General features: G+C 37.5%; 18 protein-coding genes and 1 other RNA gene. 8 read left to right on the top strand and 11 right to left on the bottom strand.

Translation table 11 applies throughout. The features are described 5' to 3' along the window. Window positions 1-422: 422 nt before the first annotated feature. Together BANA01_RS00005 and BANA01_RS00010 are read right to left on the bottom strand one after the other, a co-directional pair. Window positions 423-995 carry an isoprenylcysteine carboxyl methyltransferase family protein gene (locus tag BANA01_RS00005; protein WP_174524385.1) on the bottom strand — a complete coding sequence of 191 codons (573 nt, stop codon included), beginning with the start codon at window positions 993-995 and terminating at the stop codon, window positions 423-425. A gap of 3 nt (window positions 996-998) precedes the next feature. Then, a complete protein-coding gene (locus tag BANA01_RS00010; protein ID WP_063251173.1) occupies window positions 999-2,087 on the bottom strand; it encodes a type III polyketide synthase in 1,089 nt (362 codons plus the stop codon). A 718-nt stretch (window positions 2,088-2,805) separates the two neighbouring features. Here BANA01_RS00010 and BANA01_RS00015 point away from each other — a divergent pair. From BANA01_RS00015 to BANA01_RS00025, 3 genes are read left to right on the top strand one after another with little or no spacing between them, the layout of a single operon-like run. Continuing rightward, window positions 2,806-2,955, top strand: a complete 150-nt coding sequence (locus BANA01_RS00015; protein WP_063251174.1) for a cytochrome c oxidase subunit 2A — start codon at window positions 2,806-2,808, stop codon at window positions 2,953-2,955. A 21-nt stretch (window positions 2,956-2,976) separates the two neighbouring features. Further along, window positions 2,977-3,453, top strand: a complete 477-nt coding sequence (locus tag BANA01_RS00020; RefSeq protein WP_063251175.1) for a cytochrome c oxidase subunit II — start codon at window positions 2,977-2,979, stop codon at window positions 3,451-3,453. Then, window positions 3,453-5,117, top strand: coding sequence for a b(o/a)3-type cytochrome-c oxidase subunit 1 (locus tag BANA01_RS00025; protein ID WP_063251176.1), 1,665 nt, complete (start codon window positions 3,453-3,455; stop codon window positions 5,115-5,117). Before BANA01_RS00020 ends, BANA01_RS00025 begins: the two co-directional genes overlap by 1 nt. Window positions 5,118-5,133: 16 nt before the next feature. Here the strand turns inward: BANA01_RS00025 and BANA01_RS00030 are convergent, their stop codons facing one another. The 4 genes from BANA01_RS00030 to BANA01_RS00045 form a co-directional block, all read right to left on the bottom strand. Beyond that, window positions 5,134-6,042 carry a DMT family transporter gene (locus BANA01_RS00030; RefSeq protein ID WP_063251177.1) on the bottom strand — a complete coding sequence of 303 codons (909 nt, stop codon included), beginning with the start codon at window positions 6,040-6,042 and terminating at the stop codon, window positions 5,134-5,136. Between the two features lie 58 nt (window positions 6,043-6,100). Continuing rightward, window positions 6,101-7,612, bottom strand: coding sequence for a carboxypeptidase M32 (locus BANA01_RS00035; RefSeq protein ID WP_063251178.1), 1,512 nt, complete (start codon window positions 7,610-7,612; stop codon window positions 6,101-6,103). 178 nt (window positions 7,613-7,790) lie between these two features. Then, window positions 7,791-8,024, bottom strand: a complete 234-nt coding sequence (locus BANA01_RS00040) for a DUF2249 domain-containing protein (RefSeq protein ID WP_063251179.1) — start codon at window positions 8,022-8,024, stop codon at window positions 7,791-7,793. 293 nt (window positions 8,025-8,317) lie between these two features. Continuing rightward, a complete protein-coding gene (locus BANA01_RS00045) occupies window positions 8,318-10,681 on the bottom strand; it encodes a nitric-oxide reductase large subunit (RefSeq protein WP_063251180.1) in 2,364 nt (787 codons plus the stop codon). 218 nt (window positions 10,682-10,899) lie between these two features. Here BANA01_RS00045 and BANA01_RS00050 point away from each other — a divergent pair, with 218 nt between their 5' ends. Genes BANA01_RS00050 through BANA01_RS00070 form a run of 5 tightly spaced genes read left to right on the top strand, consistent with a single transcriptional unit; the run spans window position 10,900 to window position 13,652 of the window. Then, window positions 10,900-11,592, top strand: coding sequence for a Crp/Fnr family transcriptional regulator (locus BANA01_RS00050; RefSeq protein ID WP_063251181.1), 693 nt, complete (start codon window positions 10,900-10,902; stop codon window positions 11,590-11,592). A gap of 24 nt (window positions 11,593-11,616) precedes the next feature. After that, window positions 11,617-11,850, top strand: coding sequence for a DUF2249 domain-containing protein (locus tag BANA01_RS00055; protein WP_063251182.1), 234 nt, complete (start codon window positions 11,617-11,619; stop codon window positions 11,848-11,850). Between the two features lie 23 nt (window positions 11,851-11,873). Beyond that, window positions 11,874-12,080, top strand: a complete 207-nt coding sequence (locus tag BANA01_RS00060; protein ID WP_063251183.1) for a DUF2249 domain-containing protein — start codon at window positions 11,874-11,876, stop codon at window positions 12,078-12,080. A gap of 14 nt (window positions 12,081-12,094) precedes the next feature. Further along, complete coding sequence (locus BANA01_RS00065) at window positions 12,095-13,339, top strand: hypothetical protein (RefSeq protein WP_063251396.1); 1,245 nt, start codon at window positions 12,095-12,097, stop codon at window positions 13,337-13,339. A 13-nt stretch (window positions 13,340-13,352) separates the two neighbouring features. Beyond that, entirely contained in the window at window positions 13,353-13,652 is a 300-nt protein-coding gene (locus tag BANA01_RS00070; RefSeq protein ID WP_063251184.1) for a metal-sulfur cluster assembly factor, read from the top strand. A 38-nt stretch (window positions 13,653-13,690) separates the two neighbouring features. On the opposite strand, the gene BANA01_RS00075 is transcribed toward BANA01_RS00070, so the two are convergent. The 5 genes from BANA01_RS00075 to BANA01_RS00095 all read right to left on the bottom strand — a co-directional run bounded on the left by BANA01_RS00075 (window position 13,691) and on the right by BANA01_RS00095 (window position 18,493). Then, entirely contained in the window at window positions 13,691-15,616 is a 1,926-nt protein-coding gene (locus tag BANA01_RS00075; protein ID WP_063251185.1) for an ATP-dependent DNA helicase, read from the bottom strand. 63 nt (window positions 15,617-15,679) lie between these two features. Then, a complete protein-coding gene (locus tag BANA01_RS00080) occupies window positions 15,680-16,822 on the bottom strand; it encodes a THUMP domain-containing class I SAM-dependent RNA methyltransferase (RefSeq protein ID WP_063251186.1) in 1,143 nt (380 codons plus the stop codon). Window positions 16,823-17,035: 213 nt separating this feature from the next. Further along, an RNA gene (rnpB, locus tag BANA01_RS00085) (RNase P RNA component class B) lies at window positions 17,036-17,438 on the bottom strand. Between the two features lie 80 nt (window positions 17,439-17,518). After that, the gene (gene gpsB, locus BANA01_RS00090; protein ID WP_063251187.1) at window positions 17,519-17,821 is read right to left on the bottom strand and encodes a cell division regulator GpsB; all 303 of its coding nucleotides are present in this window, start codon (window positions 17,819-17,821) and stop codon (window positions 17,519-17,521) included. A 114-nt stretch (window positions 17,822-17,935) separates the two neighbouring features. Next, window positions 17,936-18,493, bottom strand: a complete 558-nt coding sequence (locus BANA01_RS00095; protein ID WP_063251397.1) for an SLOG family protein — start codon at window positions 18,491-18,493, stop codon at window positions 17,936-17,938. Between the last annotated feature and the right edge of the window lie 59 nt (window positions 18,494-18,552).

Below are 18,552 nucleotides of genomic sequence, written 5' to 3' on the forward strand. Positions count from 1 at the left end.
TAGTTACCCAAGATCCTTGTTCAGCTTTGGCTCGTTCACTATAGGAGCTCTATAGTTACCCAAACCCTTTTTCAGCTTCGGTTCGGCCATTATTAAAGCTCCATAGTTACCCTAACCCTTTTTCCAGGTTCGGTTCGATCACTATAAGAACTCTCGGTTATATAGGTGCCCTCTTCATTTTCATAACTAGATTTCAAAAAAAATAAGCCAAGGATACCACCTAGGCTTATTAACAAATACCGTTAATGTGTTACATTCTTCAAGACGTGCTTCATGACAAATGCGTATATGATTACCGTTCCACCTACAAATGCAAAAGCCATATTGACACCTTCCTATCCGCTCGATTGTGATGAGAATGATTTTCATTCTTCTTTAAAATTAGGATATCACAACTGATAATCATTTTCAACATAGATAAGTTAATTGTCATATTTATTTAACAATTTCGGTAGAAATCGATTACAATTTTCAAAACTTCCTTCGTATTGAGTGAGTTCCCCCAGTGCTTTTTCCTCTGCTGGTATTCTGATTGACAGTAAGAGTATATTTAATATCGTAAACAGACACGCTGTCACATATGCACCGAACATCAGTGGTACGACCAAAAGTTCAATGGAAACTACCAAATAATTCGGATGTTTGATAAACCGATATGGGCCTCTTCTAACAACGTCAACATTAGGTAAAACGATAATTTTGGTATTCCAATATCGGCCAAGTGAAGAAATCGCCCAAACTCTAATCAACTGCGCACAAATAAACACCGACGATAACAATGGCCAGTAAACAGAAACCTCACGAGAAAAAGTAAGTTTCTCAAAAAGTAAAACAACAAAAAACATAGAGTGCATCAACACGATAAATTGATAATGCCTCCTACCAAATTCAAACGCTCCCTGTTCCTTCATCCACTTCTCATTTCTTCTAGCAATCATTAACTCAAATAAACGTTGAACAATTAATACTGAAATAAATATAAAAAAAGGAATCATCCTTTACCCCCATTTTAGTAAAAGTAACTCTGAACTAAATCCTGGTCCAAGAGCGGTGCACATTCCATAAGCACCTGCTTCCCCACCCTTTTCCATAAATCGTCTAAGGACATACAAGATGGTCGCCGACGACATGTTTCCAAATTGCTTCAGCACCTCAAGAGAAATGTCAGTCATCGAGTCATGTATTCCTAATGATTTAATATAAGCTTCAATGACTTTTTTTCCTCCAGGATGTGCAATAAAATAGTCAATATCGGACAGCTGGAGTCCATTCCCATTTAAAAATTTACTAACATTAGGTTTTAGCCACTCCTCAATAATACTTGGGATATCTCTGGAAAAGACTACGAATAGTCCTTGGTCGCGTATATCCCACCCCATAACATCTAAGGAATCCGGCATTAACGTAGATTGAGTTTCAATTATCGCTGGAGCCGTCTTTTTTGCGCAAAGATCGTCAATGTTGATCTTATCACCACAAATCAATGCACATGCAACCCCATCAGCAAATAGTGAGGTCCCAATTAAATTACTCTTAGAAAGGTCGTTCCTTTGAAAGGTTAGACTGCAGAGTTCAACCGAAAGCACTAAAACCTTGGAATCTGGATAGGCTTTGCAAAATTCAAATGCACGCGATATTCCGGCAGCACCTCCAGCGCAGCCAAGCCCCCAAATGGGAATTCTTTTTGTGTTTTCCTGAAACGGTAATCGATTCATGATTCTTGCCTCAATGCTGGGGGTTGCCATACCTGTTGTTGAAATATAGAATATCGCGTCAATTTCTTCACAATGTATTTCTCTAGCTAAAAATGTCTCATTTTTAAGGCATTTCTTAATTGCCTGCATTCCCAATGACACAGCAGATTCAATATAGGCATTGTTTTTATCTGCAAATGAATGGTCTTCTCTATACCAAACAATATCTTTTACGATGTGTCTTTTTTCGATTTGACCATTTTGGAAGGCTTTAAGCAGCCTTTCGATATCCTTAAATTTTTCTGAAAAAAGTTCCCTGGCAAAGTCAATCGCTTGCTCTTGTTTAATTACAAATTCCGGAACTGCTTCTGCTACTGAAAGAATCGTTGGCATTCGTTTAATCTCCTTGATTGTAGGTAATGGTATTTTTTCCAAAATAAGGAGATATATGTACAAAAAAAAGCTTCCCTGCTTGAGGGAAGCCAACGTTTTGAAGGTTGTTGTTGTTGTGCTCCTTGATTATAACTGAGATGCTGCAGCTAAATCATTACGAAAACATTTCCATTTTTCTTAAAAGCCTTGAATGGCCATTACTCCAATAAATAAAAAGCACCTGATTACGGCGCATTATCAGCTTTTACTGTTTCTCTGATTGGGCTTGAACCTCAATTTTAATCTTTTTGTCTGCTAAGGATCCACAGACTTTACAATATTCAATTTGGTCATAGAGGAGACGGCATGGTTCACAATAATATTTTTCCATTCGTAACACGCTCGCTTCTCAAAATTTAGATACATCTATAATTATTCTATGAAAAAGATTCAAATTTGTGACAACTATTGATAAAACAGGCTTTTTAGATCATAACAGAGATAATCAATTACTTTTATCACAGGTAATATGTGATAGTTCACAATTTAGCCACAAGTTCAATCCTATTATTGTGATATAAATCACTGTTATATCAATTTATTACTATTAACATAGTACTTATCTAAGGAATGAACATTTTGTGAACTGTCAATTTTGTTATTTTATCTTCACAATTGTTTTGTATTATGAAAGAGAACTTATTATTTTATTTAACTATTCTGAAGGGAGTCTTGGGGGATGGCGAAAGCGGAATTGAAAACAAACAAAAAAACAGAAATTGAAGACAGCTCTTCTCTTAAAGGGACATTAGCGTCCGTTTTCTTTTTGGGAATCTTTTTAGTTGTCACTTGGGTAAGTGTGTACTTCTTATTTTTAGACCGTTTTTAGAGAGGGAAAGGGGAAAAAACCATGCATATGCATAAGTTTGAAAAAATTTGGCTTATATTCGGTATAGGCGCACTAGTGGTTTTCTTATCTGTAGTAGGCGTAAGCGCTTTTTATTTAGGAAACAAGCCGCCAAGCTGCTTAACTACTATTGATCCAAAAAAAGTTGATACCCAGGCTCCATTTGATAAGCCAGGATTAAACAAGGTTGAAGGAAAAGAATGGGACTATGAATTAGTGTATGTCGCTTCTGCCTTCTTCTACAATCCTGGCGAAGTAGAAGTGCCTCTTGGAGCGAAAGTAAAAGTTATTGCGACAACAAAAGACGTTGTACATGGTTTTCAAGTAGCTGGAACAAATATCAATATGATGCTTGAACCAGGTTATGTTAACGAGATTGTCACAACATTCGATAAAGAGGGCGAATACTTAGTGGTATGTAACGAGTACTGTGGTACAGGTCACCACTTAATGAGTTCTAAGATAAAGGTGGTTAAATAATGAGCAGCCAAACAACAAAATTAAAAGTTGATCCACGTGATGGAAAGCTTGCGATGGCACACTTTTATGTTGCCTTTATCGCTTTAGCTTTAGGCGGGCTAATGGGCTTACTGCAAACCCTTGTCCGCTCTGGTAAATTTGAACTTCCATGGGGTATTGATTATTATCAAGTTTTAACTGTACATGGCGTTTTAATGGGTCTTGTTTTAACCACGTTCTTTATAATGGGATTCCAATATGCTGCTATCAGCCGTACAGCAGGTACTCATTCACCAGCAGCACGCCGGATTGGCTGGATTGGATTTTGGGTAATGACGATTGGAACAATTATGGCGGCAACAATGGTTTTACTGAAAGAAGCTTCTGTTCTTTACACTTTCTATGCACCATTAAAAGCACATTGGATTTTCTACTTAGGTATGACATTTGTGGTTGTTGGCAGCTGGCTTGATGGTGCTGCCCAAATTATGACTTATGCAAGATGGCGTAAAGAAAACCCAGGTAAACCTAGTCCGTTGTTAAGCTTTATGGCTATTATAAATACAGTCATGTGGATTGTTGCAACACTAGGTGTTGCATCAACCGTATTATTCCAGTTACTTCCATGGTCACTTGGCTTGGTAGATACCGTTGATGTCCTTGTCAGCCGTACATTGTTCTGGTATTTCGGGCACCCGCTCGTGTATTTCTGGTTACTTCCTGCTTATATGTGCTGGTATGCGATTATACCAAAAATTATTGGCGGTAAAATTTTCTCAGATTCTTTAGCACGTTTATCTTTTATACTGTTTTTACTATTCTCCATTCCAGTTGGTTTTCACCATCAACTAACTGAGCCTGGTATTGATCCAGCGTGGAAATTTTTACAGGTAGTTTTAACGTTCATGGTTATCATCCCGTCATTAATGACAGCATTTTCTTTATTTGCAACGTTTGAAAGATATGGTCGTTCTAAAGGGGCCACTGGACTGTTTGGCTGGTTCAAAGTTTTACCTTGGAAAGACGCTCGTTTTACAGTTCCATTCATTGGAATGGCAAGCTTTATCCCTGCGGGTGCAGGCGGTATCATCAATGCTTCCAACCAAATGAACCAAGTGGTTCATAATACTATTTGGGTAACAGGGCATTTCCATTTAACTGCGGCAACCTCTGTTGTGTTAACATTCTTTGGAATTACTTTTTGGCTTGTTCCGCACTTGACTGGACGTAAGTTAACGAAAGCAATGAACAAATTAGCAATTATTCAAGGTTGGGTTTGGTTTATCGGAATGGCCTTTATGTCAGGTGCTATGCATTTCCAAGGTCTTCTTGGCGGTCCTAGACGTTCAGCCTTCTCAACATACGGCGATTCAGCGCAAGCAGCTGAATGGATTCCTTACCAAATTGCACAAGCAGTTGGTGGCTCTATTCTATTCCTTGGAATCATTTTAATGCTTATTATTTTTGTTAATCTTGCTTTCTTTGCACCTAAAGGAGAAGAAGAATTCCCTGTAGGTGAAGCAGAGAATTTAGAAGAAAAAGCACCAATGATATTTGAAAACTGGAAATTATGGCTGGGTATTACAGCTTTACTTATCCTTTTCGCTTACACTATACCATTTATCGATATAATTCAAAATGCACCTCCAGGATCACCAGGATTTAAAACATGGGGTTCTTGGTAAAAATGCCAAAAAGGCTTCATTTATAGTGAAGCCTTTTTGGCATTTTTAAGGTTGTTTTCGGCAAGTTTACCAGAATAACTGATAACAAGATAATAACAGTTCCAACAAATTGGAGGACACCGAAGTTTTCATTATAGAGAAAAACACTTAGTAATGTGGCAGCCACAGGTTCTACGGTTGCGATAATAGAAGCTTTACTGCTCTCCATTCTCTCAAGGCCCTTTGTATATAATAAGTAAGCTATTACGGTTGGAAATAACCCTAAACCTACTCCGTAAAGGATGACTTCCCTATTTATTAACAGACTTCCTTTCTCAATAAGATCTGTAAATAGAAGTAACGTTATTGCGGCAACTAAGAAAGTATAAAAAGTAACCGTGAATGGGCGATATTTTGCTAAAGCAAATTTTCCGAATATAGTATATAAAGCGTAACCGAAACCGGCGCCTAATCCTGTTAATATCCCAACAAGATTCAATGATGGCGTATCTTTTAAACTAACTCCAACAATTAAAACACAACCTATCAATGTCCCAATTACTGAAATGATTTTCCTGCTATCCATCTTTTCTTTTAAAAATAAATAAGAAAGAATCACTACAAAGGTAGGAGCAGTATAAAGTAAAATAACAGAAAATGATAGACTCAATTGGTTAATAGAAGTAAAATAACACCAATTAAATAGAACAATACTGAAAATCCCGGTTCCAATGAAGTATTTACTATCGACAAAATGAATTTTCATTTGTCCTGGATATTTTATTATGCCGATTATCCCAAGCAGCAACACTGCTGTGACTACCCTCAAGGTAACAATCTCCATTGAAGTAAAACCTAAAATAGCTAGTTTTCTAACAAAAATTGCGATGCTGCCCCACAAAGCTGCACTGACGGCAATCATCATAATTGGTCCAATCTTCCCCATTACACACACCCTTTATGAAATAAATAAGAAGGGAACTTTTCTTTCCCTCCTTATCCTCCTACTCACTTAATTGATATACTTTTCCATATTTCTCAAATAAATAATCAATTAGATATTGAGCATTTAATCCTTCCCCTGTTACATCATGAAGGATTTCTAAAGGTTTTTTCTGCTTCCCATACCGATGAATATTCTGCGTCAGCCATTCCTTGATTGGCAGCAAATCACCTTCCTCTAACAATTGGTCAAAGTTAGGCAAGTCTACAAGCATTTTGTTCTTAAACTGAGCAGCATACATATATCCCAGTGCATACGACGGGAAATAGCCAAAACTTCCCCCTGCCCAGTGAACATCCTGAAGGACACCTTTTGCGTCATTGTCTGGTGTAATCCCAAGATATTCTTGATATAATTTATTCCAAACCGTAGGAAGATCCTTCACCTCTATCTCTCCATTAAATAAACCTTTTTCAATTTCATAGCGAATGATGATATGGAGAGGGTATGTTAATTCATCTGCTTCAATTCTAATCAACGAAGGCTTCGATTCATTTATTGCTCGGTAGAAATCTTCTATAGAAACTTCATCAAACTGACCTGTTGCATATGTCTTCAAGAGCTCATAGTTATTTTTCCAAAAAGAAAAACTGCGGCCGACAAGATTTTCGTAGAACAGGGATTGCGATTCATGTATACCCATTGATGTTCCAGTGCATAGCGGCGTGCCAATCAAGTCCTTTGAAATATTTTGTTCATATAACGCGTGACCGCCCTCATGGATGGTACCGAAAATAGCCGTGCGGAAATCTTGCTCATCATAATTAGTGGTAACCCTGACATCTCCTGGATTTAATCCGGTTGCAAAGGGATGTACGGTTTCGTCAAGCCTGCCAGCGTCAAAGTTATAGCCCATCTTAGCAAGAATCTCCAAGCTTAATGCCTTCTGTTTATCCTTTTTAAAAGTTTTAAACAGAAACTCTGTTTTAGGTTTAGCAGGAGAATTCTCAATCTGCTTGACTAGCGGTACAATTTTCTCTCTTAAGTCTCCGAAAACCTGGTCAAGAACTTCTACTGTCATACCCGGTTCATATAAATCCAATAAAACATCATATGGATTTCCTTTATGACCCCAATAATCAATAAAACGTTTTGTCGTTGCAACCAGTTTTTCTAAGTAAGGTCTGAACAACGCAAAATCGGACTGTTCCTTTGCCTGTTCCCAGACAGATTCTGCTTTGGATTGGAGAATAACATATTCCTTGTATTCCTCCGCTGGAATTTTTTTGTTACGTTCGTATTCTTTTTTACATTCTTCAAGTATTTTCGCATTTTTTTCAGATAGTTGATTTTGCGAAAGGGTTGCTATGTATGCTGCCATATCTTCAGAGGTTGACATTTTAAAAACTTCAGAGGAAAGCATGCCAATTACTTCGGACCGCTGATCCATTCCCTGTTTTGGAGCCCCCGTCCTTAGGTCCCAATAAATCAACCCAAGTGCTTCATTATAGGCACTCATTTTCTTAACATATTCTAAAAATTTCTTTTCTACTTGTTCTGGAGTCATTCTCATATTAAGTCCCCCCTTTTTACTAACCATTTGTATTTTATCATATTTTTCTGAAAATCTATTTATAAAAAAACAACAGAAAATTAATTCTGTTGTAAAATGAAATTTAGGGAAAGAGTTCAGGAAAAACAAAATAAGATATTCAGAGGTTAAGTATTATTTGAAATAATGTACAACCAGTTTACTTTTTACCGATTGATACCTTCCAAACTTCAGGACCTTCTTCAAGGTACTCCCAAGTAAATTGTTCAGGTCTTTCCATCATAAAATGATACTGAAGGGGTCTTGGATCGTGGTCGTTCACAATCTGCATAAACTCTCCAGAATTTAATTCATCAAAACCCTTAAAAATAGTTGAATGCTTTTCACGCGGTGGAAAATCTGGCACATGGATAATCGTTGCAAATGTTTGCATTATTTTCACTCCCTCTAATTTGTTACTTCTTTTTTATTATAAGGAATATGTCTATCTTCCATAGTGTTGACCATCACACTTATAGGATGATTTTGTTAATAGTGTCGGAAGGAGAAAGATGATGAAAGAACTAATTGGTCATTGCACCACATGCGACAAAGAAATATATTGTTTAGATGGCTTCTTTAACGGAGTACAATCTGACGACCGAAAAATCTATTGTTTTGAATGCTGCAATTCGAACCAAAAAGAAAATCCGCAAGCTTAGCCCTTGCGGATTTTTCCATTTATGCTTAGTCTTCGTCCACTGCTAAATCTTTTACCGGAAGCGGCTCTTCTTCCTTATGTGTTGGCCTGCGAAGATGGAAAAGAGCCTTCAAACTAAATGCGAGTAACACAACAACACCCATTAAGAAAATCGTATCTGGAACAGCACGCCATGTTAAAATACTCTGAACAATATCCTTTTGAAGAAATTCAGCTGAACGGGAAGCTGCATATCCTTTGTCATATGCTTCTTTCAATTGAATAATTCCAACTGGCAGCAGCGACACAAATACCATACCTGCAAGACCAACGTTCAACATAATACAGCTGATTTTTACCCACTTATCGTTCCATGCCTCTGGTTTGACGATATTTCTCAATGAGTACAGTAAGACTGCACAGGCGAACATACCGTAGACACCCATCATTGATCCATGTCCATGGGCAGGTGTTAAGAATTGGCCATGTTCTAAGAAACTTACTGCAGGCAGATTGATTAAGAAGCCCATGACCCCTGCTCCAACTAAATTCCAGATACCAACAGAGATCAAGAACCAGAAGGTACCTATATAAGGGAAATTATTACCTCCATCTTTCATTACCTTATAATGCTCATAAGCTTCTAGAATTAAGAGCGTTAAGGGAATAACCTCCAGCGCAGAAAATACAGCACCAAGGGCAATCCAAATTTCAGCAGAACCGTTGTAATAATAATGATGTCCTATACCGATAACGCCGCTTCCTAAAAGTAAAATTAATTGGAAATAAAGTGCTTTTACGGTAGAACTCTTTGTTACAAGCTTCATTTGTACCATTAAGAATCCGATAACAACAACTGCAAATACTTCAAAAATACCTTCTACCCAAAGGTGAATAATCCACCAGCGCCAGTAGTCAGCAAAGGTAAAGCTTGTATCAGGGTTGATTAATAAGGCAAAGATGTAGAATGCCGGTACAGCAATTGCCGAGTTGAACAATAAGTGTATAAGTCCACCCTTATCGCTTTCACGCTTTAATCCACTCTTAAGTCCACGATAAACGATGAAAAGCCAAATGAGCATTCCAACTATCAAAATAATCTGCCATAAACGTCCTAACTCAATATATTCCCAGCCAGTGTGACGAAGGAGGAACCAATTGTTTCCTAAGTAGCCGTTTGCACCCAGCCATTGGCCAATCATACTTCCAACAACGAGGACAACTAATGCCCAGAATAATATATCTACCAATAATCCTTGCTTTTTAGGCTCGTATCCGCCGACAAGCGGTGCTATATAAATCCCCATTCCTAACCAAGCTGTTGCAATCCAAAAGATCGCTAGCTGCAAATGATAGCCTTTTGTAATATTAAATGGAAGAATGTCATGAATCCATTTAATTCCAAAGAAACTATCTGGTTCTATATAATAGTGGGCTAATAATGCACCGAGCATAGCCTGGACAAAGAATAGAGCCACAACGATAACAAAATATTTTCCTGTTTTTACTTGTGACAGCGTCAGTGGAATTTTCTTCAGGTCGATTTGTGGGAAGTTTCCTTCCTTATATGCTTTGTCCATGTCTAAATGATAACGATAGAACACCCACAAAATGATACCAATAAAGAGAATTAATAAGGTTACGCTGACACCGCTCCAAAGGATGGCAGAGAACGACATTTGGTTACCTGCATCTTCATAATATGGCCAGTTATTAGTATAAGTAATTTCATCCCCTTGACGCACAGTGCTTGAAAGCCATGCAGTCCAGAAGAAGAAATCTGAGATTTGTTCGATTTGATCACCTTCAGCAACATAAGCACGGTCTTTCTCTGGCATATCTGACTCTTTAATCAGATTCTCCTTTAATCCCCAGCCATCACCTTTAGTAAAGATTTCATTATAGTATCCTCTTACTTTTTCAAGCCCAAAAGCTTGAGCATTTGTTAATTTCATCGTATCTGAACTGCTATCATAACGATTTTCACGCATTTCTTTGATAACAATATTTTTAATAATAGACTTTTCATCCTCAGATAAAGAAGCATAGTTGCTGTTAAACTTCTCATTAGCTCGATAATCCTGCATTCCTTCGGTATATATCTTCAGAGCTTCAGCTGTATAATCTGGACCCATATAGGAGCCATGACCTAAAACTGTTCCATAATCCATTATGCCATATTTTTGGAAAACTGCTTGTCCTCCCATAATGCTTTCTTTTGTAAAAAGCACTTCCCCGTTTTCATTAGTTATTTCTAAAGGTCGTGGTGCCTGCTCCTTAAAAATCCAATAGCCGCCAGCCAACAAAACGGTGAAGCTTAGCAATATCGTAATTATTAAAATGGATTTTAACAGTGCATTTCGATTCGCCTTCACCATTGTGTTTGTTTTTGTCCCCCGTTGTATTTCCATTTCTGTCATCCTTTCGCGTTTGATTACCTTACGTATTCTATCGTTCACAAGAAATTCACAAAGTGAAACTCCTCATGATGAGCTTGTGATTTTTACCACATGCCACCTGAGAATTATTTTCAATAAAATTTGCTATCTATGATGGAGGTCACATAATTCCTCTTCCATCACTGATAAAATGAAGCTAATCAATAATTACTAATACGAAGGTGATGTTAATGAGGCAAGAGGACATAAAAAAAAGATTATCAGCCGTCCCTCTATTTAAAGAATTATCAGATAAGGAGCTGGAACCCTTTATAAAAATTGCTTTGACACGCTTATATAAGCAGAAAATGTATGTATTTATGCAGGAAGACCCGCTTGATCGGGTATTTTTCATCCATTCAGGAAAAATCAAAATCTATAAAACTGATTTTTCCGGGAAGGAACAAATTGTATCAGTACTCGAACCAGGTGAGATGTTTCCACATGCAGGGTTTTTCAGAGAAGGAAACTTCCCCGCACATGCTGAGGTGTTAGAAGAGGCAAATCTCATTGTTTTACCAATAGATAAATTTGAAGAAACACTTATTGCCAATCCAGAACTCTGCATCAAACTTTTTAAAGTCCTAGGAGAGAAAATCGTCGACCTCCAAGGAAGGTTAGAGGCACAGGTTCTCCATAATACCTTTGAACAAATTGTTTTACTCCTTATTCGACTTTGTCAGTCAAACGGTGAACAAGCTGGTAACAAGTATCAGCTTACAACACAATTTACAAATCGTGAGCTGGCGAACATGATTGGCACCTCTAGAGAAACAGTCAGCAGAACCATTAACCATTTAAAAAAGAAAAACTACATTAACTTGTGCGAAAATGGCTTCTATCTAATTGACCGCGATGCACTGGAGCAGGAATTATTCTATTAAAAATCATTCAAGGAGTTGTTAAAAGTGGAAAAAAAGATTATTGAGCTAGATGTTAGAGAAGATTTAAAGAATAAGATTGAACCATTCCAAAAAATTATGGAAGCCATCAAAGAAGTGAAAGAAAATGATATTTTTATCCTCCATGCTCCTTTCAAGCCTGTACCGTTATTTACTGTATTAAAAGCAAAAGGCTTTACGCATGAAGCAGAGGAAATGGGAGAAAAGCACTGGAAAGTTACCTTTACAAAGAATGCTTAAAAGATAGAGAAGGGTGATGAACGATGATATTAGATAATAGAGGTTTAGAACCGCCTCAGCCAATGATTAGGACTTTGGCAGCTTTAGAAAATTTAGCTGAAGGCGAAGTATTAACAATAATTAATGAGAGAAGACCCATGTTCCTTTATGAACAGCTTGAGGAACTGGGCTATAAGCAGCGAACAGAACCACAAAACGATGGAAGTTTCAAAATTGAAATTTTCCGGTAAGAAGGTGAAGAATGATGCTTCCTCAGACAATGGGAAGTGAAACAAATAGTAAGCTTCCATTCTCATTTATAATTTTCAGCCTAATTGCGCTGGTGTTATCACAAATCTTAGTCCTAGTAAATGGACAAATGGTTGTAAACGGCATTTTTCGCATTCCCGCAATCTGGTCAGCTGCCCACTTACTGGTCTTGGGCTGGGCTCTTATGGTTGCGATGGGTGCCATGTATCAGCTTGTACCAGTTGCTTTCTTAACGCCAATTTGGAATGAGAAATTTGGTTTTATCCAATTTTTTGTTACAGCTATTGGCATCGCAACATTTTCCTGGATGTTATATATATCTCCACATAACGCATTGATTCCAGGAATTCTGATGCTAATGGGCATATTAATGTTCTTATTTCAAATGTTTATGACCATGAGAAAGCAGGCAAAACCAAATATTCTAACAGCATTTGTTGGAAGTGCCCTTGTTTGTTTATTCTTGACGATATTCTTGGGGATAACTTTGATTTATTCACTACAAACAGGATTTGCTGCTGCGTACTATCAAGCTATTTTTAAAAGCCATCTTTTAATGGGTGTAACAGGCTGGTTTACACTATTAATTTTCGGTTTTTCTTATAAAATGGTTCCAATGTTTTCATTATCACACGGGTTTCCTATGGTACAGGCTCGTTATGTATACGGACTTTATGTTTCTGGTCTTGTTATTACATTACTTTCATTCTTTAATGGGAATCCATTTTTATTAAAGGCAGGATTTTTCCTACTACTCGCAGGATTTTCCGTTTTCAGCTGGCATATCTCTATCATTATTAAAAAGAGGTTAAAGAAAAAACTGGATCATTCGTTTACATTTGCCTTAGTTGCAATTGGTTTAGGTAATATCATCCACCTAGCAGCATTCATCTCCTTATGGAGTAATCAAAATTCAGCCCTAATCGGACCGTTCATTTACTTATATTTATTACTTTGGATTGTCCTTAGTATTATGGGCTATTTATATAAAATTGTTCCGTTCCTTTGGTGGACATATAAATACAGTAAGGAGATCGGAAAAAAATCGGTTCCGTCCTTAAAAGAAATGATGAATGAGAGTATTGTTGTTCCTTTATTTTCCTTATTTGTAATAGCAGTATTTGCTGTATTCTTTTCAATCTTTTTTGAGACCATTCTAATCTTTAATATCGGACAATTTGTTTTATCCAGTGTATTTATCCTAATTGCAATTAGTATCCTAAAAGTCTTAAAAAAATAAAGAGGTGCTTATGATGATTCTAAAAGATAAAGTGATCGAAGCGTTAAAGAGTGTATATGACCCTGAATTAAATATTAATGTTGTCGACTTAGGGTTAATTTATTATGTTGATGTGACGGATAGTAATGACGTAGAGGTAACGATGACATTAACGACACCTGGCTGCCCTCTTCATGACAGTATTACAAGAGGAGTCCGTTATAGTATCGAAGGAATCGAAGAAACAAGAAACGTGGAAGTGAATCTCGTTTGGGAACCTGCATGGTCACCTGAGAAAATGACAGCTGAGGGCCTTCGTTTATTAGGTAGATAAGAAACAGAAAAGGTCAGCCGATTGTGCTGACCTTTTGCTTATACTTCTAGTGCTTGTGTCGGTAGAACATCTTTAATTTTCTGTAATAAGGCTGAATCGATATTCTCATTTAGCATGATATGCACACTGCCTTGATCGTTTTCACTTCTAATTAATCGACCTATCCCCTGTCTTAATCGCAGCAGCATATATGGTAAATCTACTTCCTCAAATGAATCACTAACACCATTTCTTTTAGCCGTAAACACGGGGTCATTCGGTGGGAATGGCAGTGAAAAAACGATAACATTTTCCAATGATCTGCCTGGTATATCTAAACCTTCCCAAAGGTGAATGGTGCAAAGAACGGCGTGCTCTTCATTTTGAAATTTGGAAACAAGCGTGCTTATTTCTTCATCACCTTCAAAGTATACAGGATACGGAATATTCCCTGACAACTTTTCTTTTATAACTTTTAATTCATTTTGATTGTTTAGAAGAATAAGTGCCCGGCCTTCTGACTGAAGTATCTTGTTAATGACATAATCGAGTTTATCATCGAACGATTTTTCATTGAATCTCGGAATATATACTTCCATTTTTTCTTCGTAATCAAAAGGTGAATCAACAGAAAAGGATAAATACTCTTTAATACCCAAGCTATTAGCGATGTAATCAAACTTCTTTTCATTCGATAATGTCGCAGAAGAAAAGATGAACGGTTTCTTTTGTGAGAATACTTCATCCCTCATGACTTCTTCTACCATTTTCGGCATAATTACAAGTGTCCGTTCATACCCCTTTTCCTCAAACCAAGTAATCCCGTTCATTTCTTTAAGAAAAAGTGATAATGAGTAAGTGATCTGCTCCAAATATTCCTCGACAATTTTTAAATCATATTCATTGATCACATACAATTCACTCTCAAAGACGAGCTCCTCTTCGATTGCTTGGAGCCTATTGAGCAGCGTTTTACCATATTGTATTAAAGAAGGATGCATGGTAATCATTTGTTTTTCTGAACCTTCTGATGGAACTGCGTGCTGTGAAATAGTACTAAAGAACTTATCATTGTCTAAAAGAGCTTCCTCAATGGTGTATAGCGTTTTTTCACGTACTTCATTTTCCATCAACCTTGTAAGTAATGTCTCTAGAGTAGAATCTGTAAAACGATAGCTTAATGCCTTCTGTGCTGCGTACTCGAGTAAATGTCCTTCATCAAAAACAACGGACGAGTGGTCAGGCAATAACGGCAGCTGCCCTTCCCGCTTCCGTGATTCTTTTGTCCAAATATGCTCCATATAAAAATCATGTGAGCAAATAATCAAGTCTTTCGCGTGACGGTAAAAATCACGATTTAGAGTGAGGCCGCAACGATGTCTTTTTTCACAAGAAAAACAGTCTTGGACCATATCCCAGTTTATTTTACCCCATGCTTCATCGGACAAAGAAGGATAATCCCTACGGTCGCCATATTTTTCAAATTTTTGCATGGAGCCATCACTATGGACGAAATCTGGTAAATCTTCATAAATTCCGGCTATATCATCGTTAAAGTCTTCATGCCTCACATAATCCAGCTTTTTTAAACAAAGATATTGGTCCCTTGATTTTGCCAATCTTACATCCATATTGAGCCCAAGTACCTTTTCGAGCTTGGCAATGTCGCCTTCTTTTTTTACGAGCTGTTCGATTAATGTTTCATCCGCGCAGGCAATGATGGCTGGTCTATTAGTGTATCTAGCGTACATAATCGCATAAAGTAAGTAAACAATTGTCTTTCCGGTACCTACTCCAGCCTCTGCAAACATGACCTTTTTATCTTTAAATGCTTTTTCTAGCTGGAAGGCCATAAAAATTTGTTCATCTCGTAATTCAAAACCTGCTTCGGGTAAAATATCATAAAATAAATCGCCAATCCATTCACTCAGCTTGTCATAAAAGGACTCAGTTTTGGACACCACAAATGGAATACGGTCTTGCATATCACCACTCCTATAACGAATTAAATGGAGCCTCTATCATTAGGCTCCAATTGTTAATCTCTACTATTCATTTGTACGGGGAGGTCTTTTTCCCCAATACTGATAAAGGTCTGTGCGGATAAAGCCATTAAACAGCTTCCGCTTCTTTGTTGCTGGTTTCCCATAAAATTGCTCGAACTGTTCATTGGAGGTCATGATATAGATGGACCAGGTATCAAGCTTACTAAAAGCCTGTCCCATTTCCTTATACATATGCTCAACTGCTTGTTTCTCACCAAGTCTTTCTCCATATGGAGGATTACCAACAATCACGCCATATTCTTTGATTGTTGTTATATCTTTTACTTGCATTTGTTTGTATTGGATAAGGTCACCAAGGCCTGCCTCAAAGGAGTTTTCTTGAGCGATTTTAATCATACGATGATCAATATCGGTTCCCATAATATCCAAGGGTTGATCATAATTTGCTAAATCCTCAGCCTCTGTTCGAGCCTCGTCCCATACTTTCCCTGGAATCCAATTCCAATTTTCTGACACAAATTCACGGTTAAAACCGGGCGCAATATTTTGACCAATCATGGCCGCTTCAATTGGAATCGTTCCAGAACCACAGAAAGGGTCGATAAATGGTTTATCGGGCTTCCAATTCGTTAACGATACCAAGGCTGCTGCAAGGGTTTCCTTTAACGGAGCTTCACCTTGATCAACACGGTATCCTCGTTTATGGAGTCCTTGACCGCTTGTATCAATCGTTATCGTTGCAACGTCTTTTAACAATGCAACTTCTATTCGATAATACGCACCTGTCTCTTCAAACCATGAGCTGCGCTTATAATGACTTTTCATTCGATCCACAACTGCTTTTTTTACAATTGCCTGGCAATCGGAGACACTGAATAATTTTGATTTTACTGATTTTCCGGTAACTGGGAACTCTGCATCCTCAGGGAGGTATTTTTCCCATGGTAATGCTTTTGTCTTCTCAAATAATTCATCAAAAGTATAAGCCTTAAATTCACCGACTTTTATTTTTACTCTGTCAGCTGTTCGAAGCCACATATTACTGCGGGCAATCGCACTTTCATCACCAGTATAAATAACTTTGCCGTTTTCCACTTCACACTCATAACCGAGAGCACGTACTTCTTTTGCCACTAATGCTTCCAGCCCCATCGCAGCGGTAGCAATTAATTGATATTTTCCCATTTATTCCACCCTTAACTTTTTACCTTATTATGTATGAATGTATGCTTGCCTATCATACCATTATAGACCAAAATCAGTAAGCCCATGCAATCATGAGCGAGCGATTCCATTCACAAATATACAATCAACGATAATCTTTAACATAGCCTAAAAGTAAAAAGACTCTCCTCATATGGAGAGTCGATACCGTAAACTTTATTAACATTAATAACGTTCTGTAAGCCATGTTCTGTACCATAGTACTGCAAACGACGTTACACGCCTCGTACTTAGGTGGTAATCATCTATCTACAGATTCATTGAATCTGTCCTTCTCCTCGTTCAGTTCCTCAGAGAAAGTGCCCCTACCATTATTTGGGTTTCTCGCTCGTGGGGTTTACCTCGTTCCACCCTTTTCATTTCTGAAAAGGCTCCGTCACTGTGGCACTTTTACAGGTATTCATACCATATCCTAATCGGACTTAGGTATTTTCCCGGCCGTCAGCCAAGCCATTGGCTCAAGACTGCCCTAGCTTATGAATTGGCTAGGCACGAACACTACGAGCATCTCAGCTCGTGCGAGCATGGACTTTCCTCTACAATAAGCAAATGCTCCTTGCAGCGATTACCCGAACGTTATTAATGAGTACATTTCTATTATATGCATTTGTATTTTATTAATCAATGGTTTTAATTAGGAAATCAAGGTACCATCTGTTAATCATAAAGTTTATTGCCAAATACATGTTTTTCAAGATTCGATAATCGCTTTAAAATATCAAAATTCGTCGTTCCTGCAGGTTGTGTTACCGGCTGTCTTCTAGATGTTTCTTCTAGCTGTTTACGTAAACGGAGATTTTCTTGCTGCAAATCTTCAATTTCCTGTTGGAACACTTCATAATCCTTGATAATCAAGTCCAGATACTTATCAACATCTTCTTGTTTATAGCCTCGGACTCCGGTCTTAAATTCTTTTTCTAAAATATCCTTAGCGGTCAATTTCACTTTATCGGACACCATTCAATTCACCTCAAGTCATTCGCCAATCATTACCTATTATTTTTTCAAAAATATGCGATTTTGTCAATTTTTCTTTCTTATCCTATTTGATCAATAGTAATTTGGTACTTATCATTAAAAATCCAAATGTTTTAATTCCTCTTCTTCTACAATTACTTGTAAATCATAAAATGTGACAAGCTGGATAGGATATGAATGATTGTTTTGATATTGTACCGCCATTTCGTATATGTATTTTGGGCTTCCTTCTTTCTCCTGATCATATAAAAGGAGCAGTGCATCGCTTTTTTCAATAAAAAATTGATTCTTCAAACGAAACTGCCAAGGTTTTTCGTACCCTTTCTTCGTTACTGAATCGATAAAATCAGCTTCTGCAAGAATTGATTTATACCATTCCGTGTTGTTTTCACTCCAAGAGGATTCCTGGTCTAAAAATGGGGTAATAACAGCTAGTTTTACATCAGGAAACTCTGTTTTTAGTTCAAAAACAACTTCGGCAGCCCAAAGCTCCACACCTAATTGTCCGCTAATCAATACCCACTCTAATCCTCCCTCCATCATTTGGATTAGCTCTTTCTTTAGAGCTTCTTTAATATACATGACAGCAGGATGATCGTTTTTAAATATCCCTAATTCAAACGGTTTGTAACCTGATACAGCTAAAACTTTAATCAAGGTTATTCTCCTTATTTGGCGGCAGATGAGCGCCAGCTATTTTTATAAACATATCA

This window comes from Neobacillus niacini NBRC 15566 (assembly GCF_001591505.1).
GTDB lineage: Bacteria > Bacillota > Bacilli > Bacillales > Cytobacillaceae > Neobacillus > Neobacillus niacini.

Excerpts from the sequence above, each read along its gene's own strand:
- BANA01_RS00015 (WP_063251174.1), top strand. The coding sequence starts at position 2,806 with ATGGCGAAAGCGGAATTGAAAACAAACAAAAAAACAGAAATTGAAGAC.
- BANA01_RS00080 (WP_063251186.1), bottom strand. The coding sequence starts at position 16,822 with ATGGGAAAATATCAATTAATTGCTACCGCTGCGATGGGGCTGGAAGCA.
- BANA01_RS00025 (WP_063251176.1), top strand. The coding sequence starts at position 3,453 with ATGAGCAGCCAAACAACAAAATTAAAAGTTGATCCACGTGATGGAAAG.
- BANA01_RS00050 (WP_063251181.1), top strand. The coding sequence starts at position 10,900 with ATGAGGCAAGAGGACATAAAAAAAAGATTATCAGCCGTCCCTCTATTT.
- BANA01_RS00005 (WP_174524385.1), bottom strand. The coding sequence starts at position 995 with ATGATTCCTTTTTTTATATTTATTTCAGTATTAATTGTTCAACGTTTA.
- BANA01_RS00020 (WP_063251175.1), top strand. The coding sequence starts at position 2,977 with ATGCATATGCATAAGTTTGAAAAAATTTGGCTTATATTCGGTATAGGC.
- BANA01_RS00045 (WP_063251180.1), bottom strand. The coding sequence starts at position 10,681 with ATGGAAATACAACGGGGGACAAAAACAAACACAATGGTGAAGGCGAAT.
- gpsB (WP_063251187.1), bottom strand. The coding sequence starts at position 17,821 with ATGGTGTCCGATAAAGTGAAATTGACCGCTAAGGATATTTTAGAAAAA.
- BANA01_RS00075 (WP_063251185.1), bottom strand. The coding sequence starts at position 15,616 with ATGCAAGACCGTATTCCATTTGTGGTGTCCAAAACTGAGTCCTTTTAT.
- BANA01_RS00010 (WP_063251173.1), bottom strand. The coding sequence starts at position 2,087 with ATGCCAACGATTCTTTCAGTAGCAGAAGCAGTTCCGGAATTTGTAATT.
- BANA01_RS00030 (WP_063251177.1), bottom strand. The coding sequence starts at position 6,042 with ATGGGGAAGATTGGACCAATTATGATGATTGCCGTCAGTGCAGCTTTG.
- BANA01_RS00065 (WP_063251396.1), top strand. The coding sequence starts at position 12,095 with ATGCTTCCTCAGACAATGGGAAGTGAAACAAATAGTAAGCTTCCATTC.
- BANA01_RS00035 (WP_063251178.1), bottom strand. The coding sequence starts at position 7,612 with ATGAGAATGACTCCAGAACAAGTAGAAAAGAAATTTTTAGAATATGTT.
- BANA01_RS00040 (WP_063251179.1), bottom strand. The coding sequence starts at position 8,024 with ATGCAAACATTTGCAACGATTATCCATGTGCCAGATTTTCCACCGCGT.
- BANA01_RS00070 (WP_063251184.1), top strand. The coding sequence starts at position 13,353 with ATGATTCTAAAAGATAAAGTGATCGAAGCGTTAAAGAGTGTATATGAC.
- BANA01_RS00060 (WP_063251183.1), top strand. The coding sequence starts at position 11,874 with ATGATATTAGATAATAGAGGTTTAGAACCGCCTCAGCCAATGATTAGG.